Here is a 19,977-nt window from a genome sequence, read left to right as displayed (position 1 = left end):
AATTGTGAAATTTTTTATTGATACAGCGAACATTGATGAAATTCGCCACGCCCATGAACTTGGCATTTTAGCGGGAGTAACGACCAATCCGAGCCTTGTTGCCAAAGAAAACGTATCGTTCCACGATCGTCTTCGTGAAATTACTTCTCTCGTTTCTGGCTCCGTTAGCGCTGAGGTGATTGCAACAGATGCAGAAGGAATGATTGCAGAAGGAGAAGAGTTAGCGAAAATCGCGCCAAACATTACAATTAAAGTGCCAATGACACCAGAGGGACTAAAAGCAGTAAAAGTGTTTAGTGAAAAAGGAATTAAAACGAACGTCACGCTCATCTTTAGTGCAAATCAAGCATTGTTAGCGGCGCGTGCTGGTGCAACGTACGTCTCTCCATTTTTAGGACGCCTCGATGATATCGGGCATAACGGCTTGGATTTAATTGAAACGATCGCGAACATTTTTGCGATTCACGACATCGACACAGAGATTATCGCTGCGTCCATTCGTCATCCACAACATGTGACCGAAGCGGCATTAAAAGGAGCGCACATCGCGACAGTTCCTTACAACGTGTTGATGCAACTGTTTAAGCATCCACTGACAGATCAAGGCATCGAAAAGTTTTTAGCAGACTGGAACAAAGCAAATCAAAAATAATAAAGCAGTTTTCCGTCGCATTTTATGACTTGCTTTGCGAGAAGGGAGACGTATATGGAAAAGTTAAAAATCGTTGGCGGTGACCTCCTTCAAGGTTCCGTGCGCATTAGCGGGGCGAAAAATAGCGCCGTCGCTCTCATTCCAGCCGCTATTTTAGCCAACTCACCTGTAGTCATTGAAGGATTGCCGAACATTTCAGACGTTCATGTGCTCGGACAATTAATCGAAGAAATTGGCGGTGCTTTTCATTTCGATGAAAACGAAGTCGTCATCGATCCGTCACATATCGTTTCTATGCCTTTGCCGAACGGAAAAGTAAAAAAATTACGTGCTTCCTATTACTTGATGGGTGCGATGCTTGGACGGTTTAAAAAAGCGGTCATCGGTCTTCCCGGTGGTTGCCATTTAGGGCCGCGTCCAATTGACCAACACATCAAGGGCTTTGAAGCGCTTGGGGCGAAAGTGACAAACGAACAAGGTGCCATTTATTTACGAGCGGAAGAGCTTCGCGGGGCGCGCATTTATTTGGACGTCGTTAGCGTTGGGGCGACAATTAACATTATGTTAGCTGCCGTCTTGGCGAAAGGGAGAACGATTATTGAAAATGCGGCAAAAGAGCCAGAAATTATTGACGTTGCGACACTATTGACAAACATGGGTGCGCGCATTAAAGGGGCAGGAACAGACGTCATTCGTATTGACGGCGTGGAACAGTTGCACGGTTGCCGCCATTCCATTATTCCGGATCGCATTGAAGCAGGAACGTATATGATTATCGGTGCGGCTATGGGGAAAGAAATGATTATTGACAACGTCATTCCGCAACATTTAGAGGCTGTCATTGCAAAAATGCGTGAAATGGGCGTTGTTGTCGAAACGAGCGATGACCAAATTTTTGTTGCGACGAAAGAACATCTTCGTGCTGTCGATATTAAAACGCTCGTTTACCCCGGTTTTCCGACCGATTTACAACAGCCATTCACTTCACTATTAACGAAAGCGTCTGGGACGAGCATTGTGACAGATACAATTTATAGCGCCCGATTTAAACATATCGATGAGTTGCGGCGCATGAATGCGAACGTAAAAGTCGAAGGGCGTTCAGCGATCATTACAGGTCCATCCCGACTGCAAGGAGCGAAAGTGCGTGCGACCGATTTGCGTGCAGGAGCTGCACTTGTGGTCGCGGGATTAATGGCCGAAGGGATTACAGAAATTACAGGGTTGGAGCATATTGATCGCGGCTATAGCAACTTAGTTGACAAACTGGCCAATCTTGGAGCGACGATTTGGCGCGAACAAATGACCGAGCAAGAAATCGAACAACTAAAGAACACATAATGCAACAAAGGGGAGAGGGAGAAACGATGGAAAGAAGTTTATCGATGGAGCTTGTCCGTGTAACAGAAGCCGCAGCACTAGCTGCAGCGCGCTGGATGGGGCGCGGCAAAAAAGATGAAGCGGATGAGGCGGCCACGTCTGCGATGCGTGATGTATTCGATACAGTCCCGATGAAAGGAACGGTTGTCATCGGCGAGGGGGAAATGGATGAAGCACCGATGTTATACATTGGGGAAAAGCTTGGCAACGGTTACGGTCCGCGCGTCGATGTCGCAGTCGACCCGCTTGAGGGAACAAACATTGTCGCCTCTGGTGGCTGGAATGCGTTAGCGGTCGTCGCTGTGGCGGATCATGGTAACTTGCTTCATGCGCCAGATATGTACATGGATAAAATTGCTGTTGGTCCGGAAGCGGTCGGCATGATTGACATTAATGCTCCCATTATCGATAATTTAAAAGCTGTCGCCAAAGCAAAAAATAAAGATGTGGAAGACGTTGTAGCGATCGTTTTGAACCGTCCGCGCCATGAGCGCATCATTGCCGAGTTGCGCGAAGCGGGGGCGCGCATTAAGCTTATTAATGACGGCGACGTTGCGGCGGCGATCAATACAGCGTTCGATCATACAGGGGTAGACATTTTGTTTGGTTCAGGCGGTGCACCAGAAGGGGTATTAGCCGCTGTTGCGCTCAAATGTCTCGGTGGAGAAATACAAGGAAAACTGTTGCCGCAAAACGATGCTGAAGTAGAACGATGCAAGAGCATGGGCTTAGATATAAACCGTGTGTTGCGCATGGAGGACCTTGTCAAAGGAGATGACGCTATTTTTGCCGCAACGGGCGTTACTGACGGGGAGTTGCTTCGCGGCGTTCAATTTAAAGGGGCGTACGGAGAGACGCATTCAATTGTCATGCGGGCGAAGTCAGGAACCGTTCGTTTCATTGAAGGACGCCATAGCTTGAAGAAAAAGCCGAACCTTGTTATGAAGTGATCGCGAGATGCGCGAACTTTTTGCGCTCTCGCTCTTTTTCTATTGATTGACAATATGAAAAAAGGGTAAAATAGTCGTGTTACGTCCCTTCTCATCGTCTTTTCATCTTCGTTGTTTCCATCCAAAGAGAAATTCAGCAAAATAAATAAAAGAGTGGTGTAAGTATGGAGCTAGGAGATTTAACGATTGCAACACTAGAAAATATGACAATTAAAGAGCTATATGAGTTAGCTCGCCAATACAAAATTTCATATTACAGCAAACTAACAAAAAAAGAATTAATTTTTGCGATTTTAAAAGCGCGCGCCGAGCAAGACGGCCTCTTTTTCATGGAAGGCGTGCTTGAAATTATTCAATCAGAAGGATTCGGCTTTTTGCGTCCGATTAACTATTCCCCGAGTTCGGAAGATATTTATATTTCCGCATCGCAAATTCGTCGTTTTGACTTGCGCAACGGTGATAAAGTTTCAGGAAAAGTGCGGCCGCCAAAAGAAAACGAACGATATTTCGGCTTATTGCACGTCGAGGCTGTAAACGGTGAAGACCCAGAAATCGCGAAAGAACGCGTCCATTTCCCAGCGCTCACACCGCTTTACCCAAGCCGTCAAATGAAGCTGGAAACGACGCCAGACAAGCTATCTACCCGCCTCATCGACTTGATTGCTCCGATCGGATTCGGTCAGCGCGGCTTAATTGTCGCACCGCCAAAAGCAGGAAAAACGATGTTGTTAAAAGAAATCGCCAACAGCATCACAACGAATCACCCTGATGTTGAACTGATTGTCTTGCTCATTGATGAACGCCCAGAGGAAGTGACGGACATTGAACGTTCCGTATCGGCTGATGTCGTGAGCTCAACGTTTGATGAAGTGCCAGAAAATCATATTAAAGTGGCGGAACTTGTGCTTGAACGTGCGATGCGTCTTGTTGAACATAAACGTGACGTTGTCATTTTAATGGACAGTATTACCCGTTTAGCGCGCGCATACAACTTAGTCATTCCTCCAAGCGGACGCACGCTTTCGGGAGGAATTGACCCGGCGGCATTCCACCGTCCGAAGCGGTTTTTCGGGGCGGCGCGCAACATTGAAGAAGGGGGCAGTTTAACGATTTTAGCTACCGCTCTTGTCGACACAGGTTCGCGCATGGATGACGTCATTTACGAGGAATTTAAAGGAACAGGAAACATGGAGCTTCATCTCGACCGATCACTAGCGGAAAAACGTATTTTCCCTGCCATCGACATTCGTCGTTCTGGCACGCGAAAAGAAGAGTTATTAATTCCGGAGGAACATTTAGAAAAATTGTGGGCGATTCGCAAGACGATGTCGGATACGCCAGACTTTATTGAGCGTTTTATTCACCGACTAAAGCAAACGAAAACGAATGAAGAGTTTTTTGCGATGTTAGATGAAGAGTGGAAAGCAAATGGAAATTTAAAACGGTTATAAATGGATAGTTGCAAAACATCGGGACGGTTGTTATAATTTTATCATGTGTGTTTTTCATTGCATATAAACTCTGTTTCGAAAAGATTCAGGGCGGAAGGAGATGAAATGAGATGAAAGCAGGAATCCATCCAAACTATAAAAAAGTGATGGTTAAATGTGCGTGTGGAAACGAGTTTGAGAGCGGTTCTGTTAAAGACGAAGTGCGCGTAGAAATTTGCTCAGCGTGCCATCCATTCTACACAGGACGTCAAAAATTCGCTTCTGCTGCAGGACGTGTTGATAAATTTAACAAAAAATACGGCCTTAAGTAATCCGTATGTCATGAAAACAGGCAAGCGAACATTTTTCACTTGCCTGTTTTTTTCGTGAAAGCTTGAAAGAAAGGGGACGCCCTCATGTATGTTATGAAGCAATCCGGCTGGCTCGAAGTCATTTGCGGCAGCATGTTTTCCGGAAAATCAGAGGAGCTTATTCGCCGCGTACGCCGCGCGCAGTTTGCGAAGCAAGAAGTGAAAGTGTTTAAGCCAGCGATTGATAATCGATATAGCGAAGAAGCAGTCGTTTCCCATAACGGAACGTCTGTTATTGCTATTCCGGTGTCATGTGCATTAGACATTCGCAAGCACATTACTGCGCATACGGACGTTGTGGCAATTGATGAAGTGCAATTTTTTGATGAACATGTCATTGACGTCGTGCAACAGCTTGCTGATGAAGGATATCGCGTCATTGTAGCTGGATTGGATCAAGACTTTCGCGGTGAGCCGTTCGGTCCCGTTCCAACGTTAATGTCCATCGCTGAATCGGTGACAAAGCTACAAGCTGTTTGTACTGTCTGCGGTTCCCCAGCATCGCGCACGCAGCGGCTCATTGACGGACGTCCTGCATCTTATTATGATCCTGTCATTTTAATCGGTGCGAGCGAATCGTACGAGCCACGTTGCCGCCATCATCATGAAGTGCCCGATCATCCGATAAAAACCCAACAATTCCAGATGAACAGCAAGATGAAATAATAGTTCATTGCATGGGAATATAGAAAGATATCCAATTACGACAAAAGGTGCTCTCGTAAAAAATGAGGGCACTTTTTAAAACGATACAATAGACAAAAAATTTAAAAAAGTTATACAATTAATTTAAATTTGTTGTTAAGGAGCGAATATGTATGAATATCCATAAATTCGTCATGCCTGAAGTTATTTTTGGTAACGCTTCCATTCAACAGGTAGGGGAAAGTTGTGTGCGACTTGGGGCAACGAATGTCTTTATCGTTAGTGACCCAGGAGTTATGGAGGCTGGTTGGCTAGATGTAGTTGTAAGAAGTTGTCGGCAAGCGGGGTTAAGCTATACAACATTTCACGACATAACCATTAATCCAAAAGATAAAGAGGTGGAGAAGGGGTGTCGTATATACCTCGAAAACGAATGTGATGCGGTTATCGGGGTTGGCGGTGGAAGTTCCATTGATGTAGCAAAAGCAATCGCCATTCTTGTTACTAACGGTGGGCGGATTCATGATTATGAAGGGGTTGACAAAATTCGTTATCCTCTTCCGCCGCAGGTAATGGTGCCTACAACAGCAGGATCAGGCTCTGAGGTTTCTCAATTTTCTGTAATTGTTGACACAGAGGCAGAGAAAAAGATGACGATCATTTCCCGTTCACTTATTCCTGATATTGCGATCATTGATCCTGAAACATTGTCGACTAAAAGTCCGCATTTAACTGCCTCAACAGGTCTAGATGTGTTAACCCATGGTATTGAAGCTTATGTTAGTCTGGCAGCAACACCTTTGACGGATGTACATGCTAAAAATGCTATTTCACTTGTTGCTGAATATTTGCGGCCTTCGGTAGCTTCAAAAATGAACATAGAGGCTAAAATAAACATGGCAATGGCATGCTTACAGGCTGGTCTAGCTTTTTCTAATGCAATTTTAGGAGCGGTTCATGCAATGTCGCACGCGGTAGGAGGAAAATATAATCTCCTTCACGGAGCAGTGAATTCGATTTTGTTACCACATGTGATGGAATACAACTTGTTAGCAAATCCAAAGAAATTTGCAGATATTGCTCTTTTTCTAGGTGTTGATATTCGGGGAATGTCGAATATGGAGGCTGGAAACAAAGCAATTGAGCACGTGAAACAGCTGACTATGGATATTGGTACGCCACAAAGGCTAGCGGATATAGGTGTTGAGAAAGATCAGTTAAAAAGGATGAGTGTTTCCGCTTTTCACGATACGTGCATGATTACAAATCCACGAGATGTAACTATAGAAGACATTGAGGAACTATTTAGAAAGGCATGGTAAAGGCGATGAGAGATAGGCAACAAATCATCAACTTATTAACAGGGGTACAATCTTCAAAGAAGAGCTACTATACCGAATTAAAAAAAATGGTAAATGAGTTAAAAAAGAAGAATATGCAGTTAGAAATCATCAATGATATTACAAAGAGCTTTAATATCGACATGTCGATCGATGATATGCTGAAAAATACGTTTGACAAACTAAAAGAGATTTTCCCTATAGGGCGAATTAGCTTGTTGCTATATGAACAAGAGCAACTTATATTAACGAACGTATATCCAGAACAAGATTTATATTTTCCAGTTGGATTTGTGGTGCCAAAAGAGCATTCTCTTTACTGGAAAGTAATGCAATCACTTGAGAAAATGTTCTATCAAGTACAAGAAGAGAAAGCATTTTTTGAAAATAAGATATACCAAGCACTAGGAATTCGTAGCATACTACTTATCCCGCTTATGAGAAAGGCGCAAGTTATTGGTTTGCTAAGTATTGGTAGTGAGGAGGTGATTATGTACGACGAATCTGATCTCTCTTTTTTTCAACAGTTTGGTGATCAATTGGCAGTCTGTATTGAAAATGTTCGCCTTTACAATGAAGTGCTGACAAGTAAAAAAGAATGGGAGGAAACGTTTCGGGCAGTCTCCGAAATGATATTCGTTGTTGATTTAGAAGGAAATATTTTGAAATATAATGATGCAGCTAAAGCTTTTTTTTCGATGAATCTATATAACATAAATATTTGTGAGTTACTATCGATAAATTTTAAGGAAAGTCCGATTGTTGAAACGATAGAAACCAAAAAACCTGTCCATCGTCAATTTTATATCCAGCAACGTGTTTGTGAGTTTCATTCTTATCCTGTATGGAACGAACAACAAAAAATGTATGCGATTATTATTTACATCAATGATATTACTGAAAAATTACAAATTGAAGCGCAACTTATTCAGTCTGGGAAACTTGCTGCTATTGGAGAGATGGCAGCTGGCATTGCACATGAACTAAACAATCCACTAACTGCAATTCTTGGTAATGCACAATTGTTGTTACGATCAATTAAGAAAGATGACCGTTCGTATAAATTATTGTATGATATCCATTTATGTGGGAAACGGTGCAAAAGCATTATTCAAAACTTATTGACGTTTTCCAGACAGGATGAATATGTATTTGAATTGTGTTCTATAAATGAAGCTGTTGAGCAAGTTTTAGGGTTAATTGGAGATCAAATTCAAAAACAGAATATTAGGATTCAAAAAAAACTAGATAGTTCGCTGGGTTTGATCGAAGCAAACATTCAGCAAATTGGACAAGTTATTTTAAACTTTTTAATCAATGCAAAAGATGCATTGGAAGAAGTGGAAAGTGATCGAAAGGTAATTGTGATTGAAACGAAACAATTTATCGAGAACGAGAAACAATGGGTCGTTCTATGTGTTAGGGACAATGGAAAAGGAATTGCAGAGCAACATTTACAAGAAATTTTTAATCCATTTTTTACAACTAAGAGACCGGGGAAGGGGACAGGTCTTGGTCTCTCGGTCAGCTTAGGTATTGCAGAAGCACACGGTGGGACCATTGAGGTAGTTAGTAAGCTAGGTAGAGGAAGTGAATTTTGCTTAAAGATTCCTTGCGCAGTGAAGGAGGAAAATGAATGAAAAGTATTTTAGTCATTGATGATGAGCGTGAGGTAGGTACATTTTTTAGTCATTTTTTGGAGGGAAAAGGCTATAGTGTAAAGATTGGATTTAGTGGAAAAGACTTTTCCGAACTTATTAGACAGCATCACTTTGATTTGGCATTAATTGATGTGAAGTTGCCGGATACAAATGGGCTAGATTTGTTAAAGCAACTGAAGGTTTCACTTCCTTTTTGCAAAGTTGTGGTGATGACGGGCTATAGTACTGTAAAAACAGCGGTGGAAGCAATCAAATACGGGGCAAGTGACTATGTGGAAAAACCATTTGACGATATTGATCAACTGGAACAACTAATTGATGGTTTGTTGTATAGCGGTGTTCCTTCGACACAAAATGATATGTATAAGTTAGCTGAAACGCTTGGGTTTATCGTTGGAACGAATAAAGAGATGAATGATTTATTAAGGTTTGCATATAAAATCGCAAAGAAAAATGTAAATGTACTTATCGAAGGAGAAACAGGTACAGGAAAAGAAGTTCTTGCTCATTTTATCCATAGTGCTAGTATGCGATATGATCATCCTTTTGTTGGGGTTAATTGTGGTGCGGTTTCAGAAACATTATTGGAAAGTGAACTGTTTGGCTACGAAAAGGGAGCATTTACGGGAGCAGTAAAAGAAAAAAAGGGAATTTTCGAAATTGCTAACCGTGGTACGTTGTTCTTAGATGAAATCGGTGAAGCTTCGCTTGCTACACAAGTAAAGTTGTTGAGGGTATTAGAGACGGGGGAATATATGCGAGTCGGTGGTGAAACAGTTCGGAAAACAAATGCACGTATTATTGCCGCAACTCATGTAAATCTTGCTAAGGCGGTGGAGGAAAGAAACTTTCGGGAAGATTTGCTCTATCGCCTTGATGTTGTGAAGTTGACTATCCCACCACTTCGTGAACGTCTGGAAGATTTGCCGCTTCTCGTTGAGTACTTTTTGAAAAAGTTAAATATTTCTATGACATTTTCTGAGGATAGTATTGCTTGTATGAGACAATATTATTGGCCCGGAAATGTAAGAGAGTTATTTAATGTCGTCAAACGAGCAGTAACATTAGCAGAAGGAGAAACAGCTGTTATTACTCCTTCATATTTACCTGAAAAATTAAAGGTTTCACTACCTTTGAAGCGAGCGGATGATGAGCAAGACAAGAAAAAGGAATTAGACTTCGAGGTATATTTGCAACAATGGGTAACCCACGTTTTGTCCATGTGGAGAAGCAATGAAAAAGTGGATCTTGAATATGTGCTTTCTTTAGTCAGGGAGATGGAGGTAGAGATGAGTCGTTCGTTTATTATGAAGACGCTAAAAGAAACTATTGGGAACAGAAAAGAAGCAGCGGAGCGCTTAAATATTACAGTCCGAAAGTTAAGGTACTTACTAAAAGAAAAGGGATCAGATTCAAAGTTGTAGATCACTTTTGATCTGATCCCCTCTGTACAATAAGCATAACAACGTCACAAAAGAGTGTGTTCCTAATTAAGTCTCCTCGACCTTGTTAAAAAACGTACTCCTTCGCGCCCTTCAAGTGAAAACATGCCACCGCGGCCAGGTACAACATCAATAATTAGTTGCGTATGTTTCCAATATTCGTATTGAGCAGCATGCATATAAAATGGGCATCCTCCGATTTCGCCAAGCAATACGTCTGAGTCCCCGATGATAAACTCCCCTTGTGGATAACACATCGGTGAGCTTCCATCACAACAACCACCAGATTGATGAAACATAAGCGGACCGTATGTTTCTTTTAATTTTTCGATAAGTTGTAGCGCAGCTTCGGTCGCTACTACTTTCGGTTGCATGCACAATCAGCTCCTTTCAAAAAAGGCAGCGCTTTTGAGACGCTGCCTGAACGATTAGAAAAATCCAAGTTTTTTCGGCGAATAGCTAACAAGTAAGTTTTTCGTTTGTTGATAATGTTCGAGCATCATTTTGTGCGTTTCACGACCGATTCCTGACATTTTATATCCACCAAACGCTGCATGAGCCGGATAAGTGTGATAACAATTCGTCCAAACGCGTCCAGCTTGAATGCCGCGACCAAATCGGTATGCGGTATTTATATCGCGCGTCCATATTCCGGCACCAAGTCCGTATAATGTATCATTGGCAATCGATAACGCTTCATCTTGATCCTTAAACGTTGTGACGGAAACAACGGGACCGAAAATTTCTTCTTGGAAAATACGCATCCGATTATGTCCCTTAAAGACGGTTGGCTTCATATAATAACCACCTTGTAAATCCCCTTCTAACATGTTGCGTTCGCCACCGATGAGAAGTTCAGCTCCTTCTTGTTTACCGATATCAATGTATGACAAAATTTTTTCTAGCTGTTCGGACGAGGCTTGAGCACCGATCATTGTGCTCGTATCGAGCGGGTTGCCTTGTTTAATTTGTTTGACTCGCTCTAATGCTCGTTCCATAAATACATCGTAAATGGATTCTTCGATTAATGCACGCGAAGGGCATGTACAAACTTCCCCTTGGTTTAGAGCGAACATTGTAAATCCTTCAAGCGCTTTATCAAAAAATTCGTCATCTTTCGCAGCGACATCGGCGAAGAAAATGTTTGGTGATTTTCCCCCAAGTTCAAGTGTGACCGGAATTAAGTTTTGAGATGCGTATTGCATAATGAGACGTCCCGTCGTCGTTTCGCCGGTAAAGGCAACTTTTGCGATACGTGGGTTAGAAGCGAGCGGTTTGCCAGCTTCAAGACCAAATCCATTGACGACATTCACAATGCCTTTTGGTAGTAAATCTTGAATGAGTTCGATCAGCACGAGAATCGATGTCGGTGTTTGTTCAGCTGGCTTTAGTACAACGCAGTTGCCAGCAGCTAAAGCAGGTGCGAGTTTCCAAGCCGCCATTAAAATTGGGAAATTCCATGGAATAATTTGTCCGACAACGCCGAGCGGCTCTTTAAAATGATAAGCGACGGTATCCGCGTCAATCTCTGCCAACGTGCCTTCCTCAGCGCGAATGCAGCCGGCAAAATAGCGGAAATGATCAATAGCTAGAGGAATGTCAGCCGCACGTGTTTCACGAATCGGCTTTCCATTTTCCCATGTTTCCGCCACGGCAAGCATGTCTAAGTTTTCTTCCATTCGGTCTGCGATTTTGTTGAGCAGACGCGCCCGTTCAGCAACAGATGTACGTCCCCATGCTTCTTTCGCTGCATGAGCTGCGTCGAGTGCTAATTCAATATCAGCAGCTTTTGAACGAGGGACCTCGCAATATACTTGTCCAGTAACAGGTGAAATGTTTTCAAAATATTCCCCATCTATTGGCGGGATCCATTCCCCACCGATGAAATTTTCATATCTCTTTTTGAATGTAATGAGTGAACCAGGTTGTCCCGGTTGGGCGTAAATCATGTAAATTCCTCCCCTTTTAAACTTTTAGATTGGGGGATGGTGTCCCCGTTCCCTTATGATTTTTACAAAGTTAAAACAACACGTCCGTTGATCTGTCCCTTCTCCATTCTCTCGAATACTTCATTGACCTTATCTAACGGAACCGCTTCCACGATTGGACGAACTTTCCCTCGAGCCGCAAAATCTAATGCTTCCTGCATGTCTTTTCTTGTTCCTACGATCGATCCTTTTACTGTAATACCATTTAAGACAGTATCAAAAATCGGTATTGGTAATTCATCGTTAGGTAAGCCCACAACAACAAGGCACCCCCCACGCTTAACAGACTGATAAGCTTGTTCAAAAGCTTTTTTTGTCACAGCAACACTAATAGCAGCCTGAACCCCGCCCACTTTTTCACGGATTGCCGTTACCGGATCCTCTTTTAGTCCGTTAACAGCAATATCTGCTCCTAATTTTGTTGCGAGTTCTATTTTTTCATCGCTAATGTCTACAGCAACAACATTGAACCCCATGGCTTTAGCATATTGTAAAGCGATATGGCCTAACCCACCAATCCCGTAAATGGCAACCCAGTCACCTGGTTTGGCATTCGATACTTTTAAAGCTTTATATGTGGTCACCCCAGCGCAAAGAATAGGTGCGACTTCTACCGGATCTAGATTTTCAGGTATTCTTGCTACATAGTTTGCTGGGGCCTTGCAATATTCCGCATATCCACCGTCTACTGAGTAGCCGCCATTTAATTGGTGTGGACAAAGTGTTTCTTGTCCACTTAGGCAATATTCACACTCCCCACACGCTGAATATAGCCATGGAACACCAACCCGATCACCAATTTTTATCGTTTTGACTCCCTCTCCTATTTCGACAACGACTCCAACTCCTTCATGACCGGGGATGAGAGGGAGTTTAGGTTTAATTGGCCAGTCCCCATGAGCCGCATGTAAATCGGTGTGGCATACTCCGCAAGCCTCGATTTTGACAAGTACCTCACCGTACCCTAACTTTGGTTTTTCTACCTCTTCGATGCTTAGCTTTTGTTTGAACCCGTGAACGACTGCAGCTTTCATTTCTCCAGCTCCCCTTTTAAAAAATTTTTCGTTCGCATATTATTCAAGCAAAAATCATGCCAACTTTAATTAACTATGAAAATAGGCATAAATTAATATATATTGCCGAATTTTTGTCCATTTTTCCCGAATAAACGATATTTCGTTCACAAAATTGTAACAATTTTAAATGGACTTTCTTATTTCATTAAAATGTAGTACAATTATAAATTAGACTGTGTATGGAACATGGATAGGGGTGAATATTGTGTTTGACCGTTTACAAGCGGTAGAAGCCCGTTATGAAAAATTAAATGAACTATTAATGGATCCAGATGTGTTAAATGATCCGAAAAAGTTGCGTGATTACTCAAAAGAGCAATCCGATTTAGCTGAGACTGTCCAAACGTATCGTGAATATAAAGCGGTGCGTGAGCAGCTTGCGGATGCGAAAGCGATGCTTGAAGAAAAGCTCGATCCAGATATGCGCGAAATGGTGAAAGAAGAAATTAGCGAACTAGAAGAGCGTGAAGAGCAGCTTGTTGAAAAGCTAAAAGTATTGTTGCTTCCGAAAGATCCGAACGATGATAAAAACGTTATTATGGAAATTCGCGGAGCGGCAGGTGGAGAGGAAGCAGCGCTTTTTGCAGGCGATTTATACCGCATGTACACGCGTTATGCCGAGTCGCAAGGATGGAAAACAGAAGTCATTGAAGCACATCCGACAGGACTTGGCGGCTATAAAGAAATCATTTTTATGATTCAAGGAAAAGGAGCGTATTCGAAGCTGAAGTTCGAAAACGGTGCCCATCGCGTCCAGCGCGTACCGGAGACGGAGTCAGGCGGACGTATCCATACGTCGACAGCGACGGTAGCGTGCTTGCCGGAGATGGAAGAAATCGAAATTGAAATTAACGAAAAAGACATTCGTGTCGATACGTTTGCTTCGAGTGGCCCGGGTGGACAGAGCGTCAACACGACGATGTCAGCGGTTCGTTTAACGCACATTCCAACAGGAATTGTCGTCTCGTGCCAAGACGAAAAGTCGCAAATTAAAAATAAAGAAAAAGCGATGAAAGTATTGCGTGCGCGCATTTACGATAAATACCAACAAGAAGCGCGTGCGGAGTATGATCAAACGCGCAAACAAGCCGTTGGAACAGGAGATCGCTCCGAGCGCATTCGCACATACAACTTCCCGCAAAACCGCGTGACCGATCATCGCATCGGCTTGACGATTCAAAAGCTTGATCAAGTGTTAGAAGGAAAGCTAGACGAAATTATTGATGCGCTCATTTTAGACGATCAATCGAAAAAATTGGAGCAAGCGAACAATGAGCAGTAAAATATATGAAGTCCTTCAATGGGCTTCTTCTTTTTTCCGAGAGCACGGCAAAGAAGAAACGGCTGCAGAATGGTTGTTGCGCCACCATTTGCACATGACGCGCGCGCAATTATTTGCTTCGTTGCGTGAGCCAATTGATGAAATGAGCAAGCAAACATTTATCGCCGATGTAAAAAAACATGCGCTTGAACATATACCGATTCAATATTTAATCGGGTATGAACAGTTTTACGGACGAACGTTTATTGTGAATGAACACGTACTCATTCCGCGTCCAGAAACGGAAGAGCTCGTCGCCCACGTACTTGCACGTACGACCGAGCAGCCCCTTCGCCTAGTTGACGTCGGAACAGGGAGCGGGGCGATTGCCATTACGTTGGCGTTAGAGCGGCCAACATGGCAAGTGTATGGCATTGATATTGCCGTCCGCTCGCTCGAAGTGGCTAAACAAAATGCCGAAAAGCTTGGCGCTCACGTGCATTGGCTCGAAGGGGACTTACTTAAGCCGATCATCGAAAAAGGGATAACGGTCGATATCGTCGTTTCCAATCCGCCATACATTCCATCGCACGAAATTTCGACGCTATCGCCCGTCGTACAAAAAGAACCGCTCCGTGCACTTGTCGGTGGCGAAGACGGCTTGTTGTTTTATCGTCGCTTGATGGAACAATTGCCACATGTAGTTACCTCGCAAGCACTTATTGCATTTGAAATCGGTCACGGTCAAGGTCGAGCTGTTCAAGCGATGTTGCAACATGCATTTCCTTCTGCGCGTGTGGATGTGATGTGTGATATAAACGGCAAGGAGCGCATCGTCATCGCTGATCTCGCTTCCGAGTAACATCGGAAGTTTTTTTATATTTTTTTATTTTCATAGTTTATAACGCTTCTCCCCTGGTTACAATGCATAACAAGAAAGGGGAGGTAAACGATGAACAAATACGTTATGATGGTATATATAACAATGGTGATGATTGGTGCGATTGTGACGATATATGGACAACAAACGGAAGGGCAAGGAGATGTTGTCATTCCAAATGAAGCGGTGCGGCTACGCATTTTAGCAAATAGCGATGCACCAGCTGATCAAGCGTTAAAACGTGCCGTTCGCGATGCGGTAAACGATCAAATTACAACATGGGTGAGCGATTTAACGTCATTTGAAGAGGCAAAACGAGTAATTGCCGAACATATACCGGAAATTGAACAAACCGTTGCGCGCATTGTTCGCGAAAAGAAGAGCGACCAATCGTATACAGTAACGTTCGGACGCGTGTCGTTTCCGACAAAAATATATGGATCGTACATGTATCCTGCCGGGGAGTATGATGCAGTATTAATTACACTCGGCAAGGGTGAAGGAGCGAATTGGTGGTGCGTTTTATTTCCGCCGCTCTGTTTTCTCGACTTTTCCACAGGTGAAGCGGTTCGTTCTGTGGAAAAACGAAATGAACAACAAGAAGAAGCTGTACAAACGGACGCAACTCCGCGCGTTGTTGACGATGAACAGGAAGTAGAAGTGAAATTTTTCGTTGCGGAAGTATGGAAAAAGCTGATGCAATAAATATATCCACAAACTTATCAACAAAAAGAAGAAACTTATTCACAATTTGTGGACAATTATTGTGTATGTTGTGACAATTTTTTATACTCAATTGAAGAAACGGTTGTCCAACAAGGATAAAAAACGAACAACTCGAATGTTTATGAGGTGAAAACGTTGAAGACACGCATATTTTTTGTGGATAAAAATGTGGATGATTTAAGCACTTATCCACAGATTATAGAAGCCGCTTCGTATGTGAAGCGAGATGAGCTTGTCGCTTTTCCGACAGAAACCGTATATGGTCTTGGAGCGAACGCCATGTCCACAGCAGCTGTGGAAAACATTTTTGTAGCGAAAGGGAGACCGAGCGATAATCCACTTATTGTCCACATTGCGACGAAGGAACAGCTGCACGATGTTGCTTGTGACATTCCGTCTGTCGCATATACGTTAATGGATCATTTTTGGCCGGGTCCGCTCACGCTCGTTTTGCCGAAAAAAGATGCTGTCTCTCCGCGCGTAACAGCAGGGTTAAATACGGTTGCGGTGCGCATGCCGAACCATCCGATCGCGCTTGCCCTTATCCAAGCGAGCGGTTTGCCTATTGCTGCACCGAGTGCGAATCGTTCAGGAAGGCCGAGTCCGACGACGGCGAAACATGTGCTTGATGATTTAGATGGACGGATTGCAGCTGTTGTCGATGGGGGAGCGACAGGTGTTGGAGTTGAGTCAACGGTTATAGACTGCACGTCAGCCATCCCGACCATTTTAAGGCCGGGCGGTGTGACAAAAGAAGAAATTGAACGGGTGATCGGAGCTGTGGATATCGACCGCGCACTTGTGGAAAAAGAGGCTGTGCCGAAATCTCCAGGGATGAAATATACACATTACGCCCCGAAAGCTCCACTCATTGTTGTGTACGGCTCACCGTCATTTTTACAACAAGTTGTGAATGAAAAACGAGCGAGTGGATTCACTGTAGGAGTGTTGACGACGGAAGAGCAGCGCGATACGTATGAAGCTGATGTCGTTATTGCGTGCGGACGACGGAGCGATTTACGAACGGTTGCAAAACAGCTTTATGACGCGTTACGAGCGTTTGATGAAACACATGTACATTTCATTTATAGCGAGGCGTTTCCGAACGAAGGCATCGGGGTCGCTATTATGAATCGATTGTTAAAGGCAGCTGGCTATCAACAAATGATGGAAAAATGATGTCTAAACTCCTTAGGGTGTGCATATGTTAACGTGAGGGCACGTCCTAAGGAGGCATTCGTATGGTTGGGGAAATGATCACATTAGCGATGATGGCATTTGCGTTGGGGATGGATGCATTTTCAGTCAGCCTCGGCATGGGATTGCTTCAGCTTCGTTTGAAGCAAATTGCCTATATTGGAGCAACGGTAGGCTTTTTTCATGTTGTCATGCCTTTAGCTGGGATGACGATCGGTCGGTTGTTATCTATTCAATTAGGGCATGCAGCGACATATATCGGAGGAGCATTGTTGTTTATTCTCGGTGTGCAAATGGTCATCGCTTCCTTCCATCATGAACAAGAACGTTGGCTGAGGCCTGTTGGCATCGGTTTGTTTTTATTTGCGTTTAGCGTTAGCCTTGACAGTTTTTCCGTCGGGTTGAGTTTAGGGATTTATGGGGTGGAAATGGTGCTCGCTGTGACCGCATTCGGCTTGACGAGCATGGTGTTAACGTGGATAGGGTTGCTTCTTGGGCGTCGCTTTCAACGTTGGCTAGGTACATATAGCGAGGCGTTAGGCGGAGCCATTTTGCTTTTGTTTGCTTGTAAACTATTATTTCCGTTATGAGCTGGGATTTTCCAGTTCTTTTTTCTTTCATTTAGTCTATATTTTGTCCTACTGCTTATTTTATAATAATAGTAAACATGAGGGAAATGATGAGAGGTGTACGTTGTGAGCCAAACGAACGTTTTATTTGTATGTACAGGAAATACATGCCGCAGTCCGATGGCAGAAGCGCTGCTTAAGCATAAGCAGCTACCGCATGTGCAAGTGAGGTCAGCGGGCGTTTTTGCGTTTGACGGAAGCGATGCGTCACAACATGCGAAAGCGGTGCTTGCTGAAAAGGGGATTCATATTCAGCATCAATCGTCGTTATTGACGAAAGAGCATGTTGACTGGGCGACGTACATATTAACGATGACCGAAAGTCATAAACAACATGTGCTGTCGCGCTTTCCAGAAGCAGCAGGAAAAACGTTTACGTTAAACGAATTTCTCGGTGACGCTAAAGATGTCATCGATCCATTCGGCGCTTCGATCGATGTGTACCGTCAAACGCGCGATGAGCTCGAGCAAGCGATTGAAAAGCTACATGAAAAGCTATAACGCAAGGGGGATGTATGATGGGGGGAAAATACACATTTAGCTTACAAAAAAAGTTAGCCATTTTCACAACTGTATTAGCGATCATTACGTACTCAACGAGCGCCTTTTACATTTATGTGCTCTATGACTACGTCAAACAATGGCTTCCGTTTGGGGAAAATACGTTTACCATTTTAACGCTATTGTTCGGTATTTTTTGGTCTGGTGTATTGGCATATTATGCGGCGCGGTTCATTACGAAACCGCTTTCTCAGCTTGAACAAGCGGCGTTAAAAGCAGCAGAAGGTGAAATTGGACAAGATGTACCTGTGCCAAAGTCGGATGATGAAATTCGTTCGCTTGCGCTTGCGTTTAACGACATGTTGCGCAGTTTACGCGACATGGTGCAAAACATTCAACAAAATTTTTCCCACACGAATGAAAAAGTTGTCGAGATGACAAACGTGTCTCGAGTGGCGGCGGAACAAGCGGAAAACATTGCGCGCACGATTGATGAAATTTCAAAAGGAGCGGATAATTCCGCGGTGGCGATGCAAACGACAGCGGAAGCAGTAGAAGATGTATTAGCGATCGCAGGAAACGTGCAACAAAAAGCGATGCAATCGGAAAAACTGTCGACCGAGATGGTTACAAAGCTTGAAGAAAGCCGTCGCGTCATCGGTTCGCTCATCGCTGGCATTCAACAATTAGCGAAAAACAACGAATCGTCGCTCGATGTTGTACGTCGTTTAGAAGATCATGCGAAAGAAGTCGGTCAAATCATTTCCCTCGTCGGAGATATTGCCGGACAAACAAATTTATTGGCGTTAAATGCTTCCATTGAAGCGGCGCGGGCAGGGGAGCACGGAAAAGGATTTGCGGTCGTTGCGGAAGAAGTAAGAAAGCTGGCAGATGAAAGCGCTAAAGCAGTACAAGGTATTTCTGAACTCGTTCAAAACATTCAACATGAAGTAGCAAACGTCGTTCAACAAATTACAGAGCAAGTGAAGAAAGCGAATGACGAAGCGAGAAAAGGAAACGAAACGAATGAAGCGATCTCCCATATGAGCGCATCCATTCATGAAGTCGCAAAAGCCGTAAAACAAATTGCCCAACTTGTAGATGAACAAACGAAATATATTCAACAAACATCTATTCAATCGCAAGAAGTGGCAGCGATCGCCGAACAAACATCGGCTGGTGCGGAAGAAGTGACGGCGGCTACGCAAGAACAAACGGTTGTCATTGAAAGCATGCGCGAGCTGGCGACGGAACTTGGAGAACAAGCAGAAAAATTAAAACAAACGATTGCTCGCTTCCGTTTATAAGTATAATAAATGGTGAAAAGACCGTCTCGAATCGTTAAAATGAAAAGAGACGGTTTTTTCTTTACACAAACAAGGAGGGGTTTAAACATGAAAGTAGCAATCGCATCAGACCATGGAGGCATTCGCATTCGCGAGGAAATTAAAAAACTAATGGATGAAATGGGCATCGAATATACAGACTTCGGTTGTGAATGTGAAACGTCTGTTGATTATCCAGATTATGCGTTGCCAGTAGCAGAGAAAGTGGCGAATGGCGAATTTGACCGCGGCATATTAATTTGCGGAACAGGTATTGGCATGAGCATTGCGGCAAACAAAGTGAAAGGTATCCGTTGCGCGCTCGTTCACGATGTATTTAGCGCAAAGGCAACGCGCGAACATAACGACAGCAATATATTAGCGATGGGCGAACGCGTCATCGGACCGGGATTGGCGCGCGAAATTGCCAAAGTATGGCTGACAACCCCATTTGAAGGAGGTCGTCACGAAAAACGCATTCAAAAAATTTCCGCTTATGAAAACGAGCAATAAAGGTGGGAGT

At 43.6% G+C, this 19,977-nt stretch carries 20 protein-coding genes; 17 read left to right on the top strand and 3 right to left on the bottom strand.

Going from position 1 to position 19,977, the window contains the following annotated elements; translation table 11 throughout:
• The first annotated feature begins 4 nt into the window (after window positions 1-4).
• From fsa to BM213_RS00965, 9 genes are all read left to right on the top strand, one after another.
• Window positions 5-652, top strand: coding sequence for a fructose-6-phosphate aldolase (gene fsa / locus BM213_RS01005; protein WP_041639146.1), 648 nt, complete (start codon window positions 5-7; stop codon window positions 650-652).
• 54 nt (window positions 653-706) lie between these two features.
• Window positions 707-1,993, top strand: a complete 1,287-nt coding sequence (locus BM213_RS01000) for a UDP-N-acetylglucosamine 1-carboxyvinyltransferase (protein ID WP_091700083.1) — start codon at window positions 707-709, stop codon at window positions 1,991-1,993.
• Window positions 1,994-2,019: 26 nt separating this feature from the next.
• Complete coding sequence (glpX, locus tag BM213_RS00995; RefSeq protein WP_003397041.1) at window positions 2,020-2,982, top strand: class II fructose-bisphosphatase; 963 nt, start codon at window positions 2,020-2,022, stop codon at window positions 2,980-2,982.
• 164 nt (window positions 2,983-3,146) lie between these two features.
• Entirely contained in the window at window positions 3,147-4,433 is a 1,287-nt protein-coding gene (gene rho, locus BM213_RS00990) for a transcription termination factor Rho (protein ID WP_091700082.1), read from the top strand.
• Window positions 4,434-4,543: 110 nt separating this feature from the next.
• The gene (gene rpmE / locus BM213_RS00985) at window positions 4,544-4,744 is read left to right on the top strand and encodes a 50S ribosomal protein L31 (protein ID WP_003397039.1); all 201 of its coding nucleotides are present in this window, start codon (window positions 4,544-4,546) and stop codon (window positions 4,742-4,744) included.
• A gap of 84 nt (window positions 4,745-4,828) precedes the next feature.
• Window positions 4,829-5,449, top strand: a complete 621-nt coding sequence (locus tag BM213_RS00980; protein WP_091700081.1) for a thymidine kinase — start codon at window positions 4,829-4,831, stop codon at window positions 5,447-5,449.
• Between the two features lie 152 nt (window positions 5,450-5,601).
• A complete protein-coding gene (locus tag BM213_RS00975) occupies window positions 5,602-6,750 on the top strand; it encodes an iron-containing alcohol dehydrogenase (RefSeq protein WP_091700080.1) in 1,149 nt (382 codons plus the stop codon).
• Between the two features lie 5 nt (window positions 6,751-6,755).
• Complete coding sequence (locus BM213_RS00970; RefSeq protein ID WP_064214554.1) at window positions 6,756-8,408, top strand: sensor histidine kinase; 1,653 nt, start codon at window positions 6,756-6,758, stop codon at window positions 8,406-8,408.
• A complete protein-coding gene (locus BM213_RS00965) occupies window positions 8,405-9,853 on the top strand; it encodes a sigma-54-dependent transcriptional regulator (RefSeq protein WP_091700079.1) in 1,449 nt (482 codons plus the stop codon). The genes BM213_RS00970 and BM213_RS00965 overlap by 4 nt, the downstream gene beginning before the upstream one ends.
• A gap of 62 nt (window positions 9,854-9,915) precedes the next feature.
• Here the strand turns inward: BM213_RS00965 and BM213_RS00960 are convergent, their stop codons facing one another.
• The 3 genes from BM213_RS00960 to adhP all read right to left on the bottom strand — a co-directional run bounded on the left by BM213_RS00960 (window position 9,916) and on the right by adhP (window position 12,893).
• On the bottom strand, window positions 9,916-10,245 hold the full coding sequence (locus BM213_RS00960) for a DUF779 domain-containing protein (RefSeq protein ID WP_004893053.1): 330 nt from the start codon (window positions 10,243-10,245) through the stop codon (window positions 9,916-9,918).
• Window positions 10,246-10,299: 54 nt separating this feature from the next.
• Window positions 10,300-11,820, bottom strand: a complete 1,521-nt coding sequence (gene adh, locus BM213_RS00955) for an aldehyde dehydrogenase (RefSeq protein WP_091700078.1) — start codon at window positions 11,818-11,820, stop codon at window positions 10,300-10,302.
• Between the two features lie 62 nt (window positions 11,821-11,882).
• On the bottom strand, window positions 11,883-12,893 hold the full coding sequence (gene adhP / locus BM213_RS00950; RefSeq protein ID WP_088223570.1) for an alcohol dehydrogenase AdhP: 1,011 nt from the start codon (window positions 12,891-12,893) through the stop codon (window positions 11,883-11,885).
• Between the two features lie 247 nt (window positions 12,894-13,140).
• Between adhP and prfA the strand changes: the two genes are divergently transcribed.
• From prfA to rpiB, 8 genes are all read left to right on the top strand, one after another.
• Entirely contained in the window at window positions 13,141-14,217 is a 1,077-nt protein-coding gene (prfA, locus tag BM213_RS00945) for a peptide chain release factor 1 (protein WP_004893042.1), read from the top strand.
• On the top strand, window positions 14,207-15,058 hold the full coding sequence (prmC, locus tag BM213_RS00940) for a peptide chain release factor N(5)-glutamine methyltransferase (protein WP_091700077.1): 852 nt from the start codon (window positions 14,207-14,209) through the stop codon (window positions 15,056-15,058). The genes prfA and prmC overlap by 11 nt, the downstream gene beginning before the upstream one ends.
• A gap of 90 nt (window positions 15,059-15,148) precedes the next feature.
• The gene (gene spoIIR / locus BM213_RS00935; RefSeq protein ID WP_091700076.1) at window positions 15,149-15,781 is read left to right on the top strand and encodes a stage II sporulation protein R; all 633 of its coding nucleotides are present in this window, start codon (window positions 15,149-15,151) and stop codon (window positions 15,779-15,781) included.
• A 156-nt stretch (window positions 15,782-15,937) separates the two neighbouring features.
• On the top strand, window positions 15,938-16,981 hold the full coding sequence (locus BM213_RS00930; RefSeq protein WP_091700075.1) for an L-threonylcarbamoyladenylate synthase: 1,044 nt from the start codon (window positions 15,938-15,940) through the stop codon (window positions 16,979-16,981).
• Between the two features lie 62 nt (window positions 16,982-17,043).
• Window positions 17,044-17,589 (top strand): manganese efflux pump MntP, encoded by a 546-nt coding sequence (locus tag BM213_RS00925; protein WP_091700074.1) that lies wholly within the window; start codon window positions 17,044-17,046, stop codon window positions 17,587-17,589.
• A gap of 105 nt (window positions 17,590-17,694) precedes the next feature.
• Window positions 17,695-18,129 (top strand): low molecular weight protein arginine phosphatase, encoded by a 435-nt coding sequence (locus BM213_RS00920; RefSeq protein ID WP_091700073.1) that lies wholly within the window; start codon window positions 17,695-17,697, stop codon window positions 18,127-18,129.
• A 17-nt stretch (window positions 18,130-18,146) separates the two neighbouring features.
• Complete coding sequence (locus BM213_RS00915) at window positions 18,147-19,436, top strand: methyl-accepting chemotaxis protein (RefSeq protein ID WP_425265902.1); 1,290 nt, start codon at window positions 18,147-18,149, stop codon at window positions 19,434-19,436.
• Window positions 19,437-19,523: 87 nt separating this feature from the next.
• Window positions 19,524-19,967, top strand: coding sequence for a ribose 5-phosphate isomerase B (rpiB, locus tag BM213_RS00910; RefSeq protein WP_091700071.1), 444 nt, complete (start codon window positions 19,524-19,526; stop codon window positions 19,965-19,967).
• The last annotated feature ends 10 nt before the right edge of the window (window positions 19,968-19,977 follow it).

The organism is Anoxybacillus pushchinoensis (genome assembly GCF_900111795.1).
GTDB classification, from domain to species: domain Bacteria; phylum Bacillota; class Bacilli; order Bacillales; family Anoxybacillaceae; genus Anoxybacillus; species Anoxybacillus pushchinoensis.
The sequence above is the reverse complement of the archived record's forward strand: the minus strand, read 5'-3'. Positions and strand labels throughout refer to the sequence as shown.

Bases quoted from the DNA above. Each gene is read 5' to 3' on its own strand.
- BM213_RS01000 (WP_091700083.1), top strand. From the start codon at position 707: ATGGAAAAGTTAAAAATCGTTGGCGGTGACCTCCTTCAAGGTTCCGTG.
- adh (WP_091700078.1), bottom strand. From the start codon at position 11,820: ATGATTTACGCCCAACCGGGACAACCTGGTTCACTCATTACATTCAAA.
- BM213_RS00925 (WP_091700074.1), top strand. From the start codon at position 17,044: ATGGTTGGGGAAATGATCACATTAGCGATGATGGCATTTGCGTTGGGG.
- BM213_RS00965 (WP_091700079.1), top strand. From the start codon at position 8,405: ATGAAAAGTATTTTAGTCATTGATGATGAGCGTGAGGTAGGTACATTT.
- rpiB (WP_091700071.1), top strand. From the start codon at position 19,524: ATGAAAGTAGCAATCGCATCAGACCATGGAGGCATTCGCATTCGCGAG.
- rho (WP_091700082.1), top strand. From the start codon at position 3,147: ATGGAGCTAGGAGATTTAACGATTGCAACACTAGAAAATATGACAATT.
- spoIIR (WP_091700076.1), top strand. From the start codon at position 15,149: ATGAACAAATACGTTATGATGGTATATATAACAATGGTGATGATTGGT.
- BM213_RS00915 (WP_425265902.1), top strand. From the start codon at position 18,147: ATGGGGGGAAAATACACATTTAGCTTACAAAAAAAGTTAGCCATTTTC.
- BM213_RS00970 (WP_064214554.1), top strand. From the start codon at position 6,756: ATGAGAGATAGGCAACAAATCATCAACTTATTAACAGGGGTACAATCT.
- rpmE (WP_003397039.1), top strand. From the start codon at position 4,544: ATGAAAGCAGGAATCCATCCAAACTATAAAAAAGTGATGGTTAAATGT.
- glpX (WP_003397041.1), top strand. From the start codon at position 2,020: ATGGAAAGAAGTTTATCGATGGAGCTTGTCCGTGTAACAGAAGCCGCA.
- BM213_RS00960 (WP_004893053.1), bottom strand. From the start codon at position 10,245: ATGCAACCGAAAGTAGTAGCGACCGAAGCTGCGCTACAACTTATCGAA.
- adhP (WP_088223570.1), bottom strand. From the start codon at position 12,893: ATGAAAGCTGCAGTCGTTCACGGGTTCAAACAAAAGCTAAGCATCGAA.
- BM213_RS00975 (WP_091700080.1), top strand. From the start codon at position 5,602: ATGAATATCCATAAATTCGTCATGCCTGAAGTTATTTTTGGTAACGCT.
- BM213_RS00980 (WP_091700081.1), top strand. From the start codon at position 4,829: ATGTATGTTATGAAGCAATCCGGCTGGCTCGAAGTCATTTGCGGCAGC.
- prmC (WP_091700077.1), top strand. From the start codon at position 14,207: ATGAGCAGTAAAATATATGAAGTCCTTCAATGGGCTTCTTCTTTTTTC.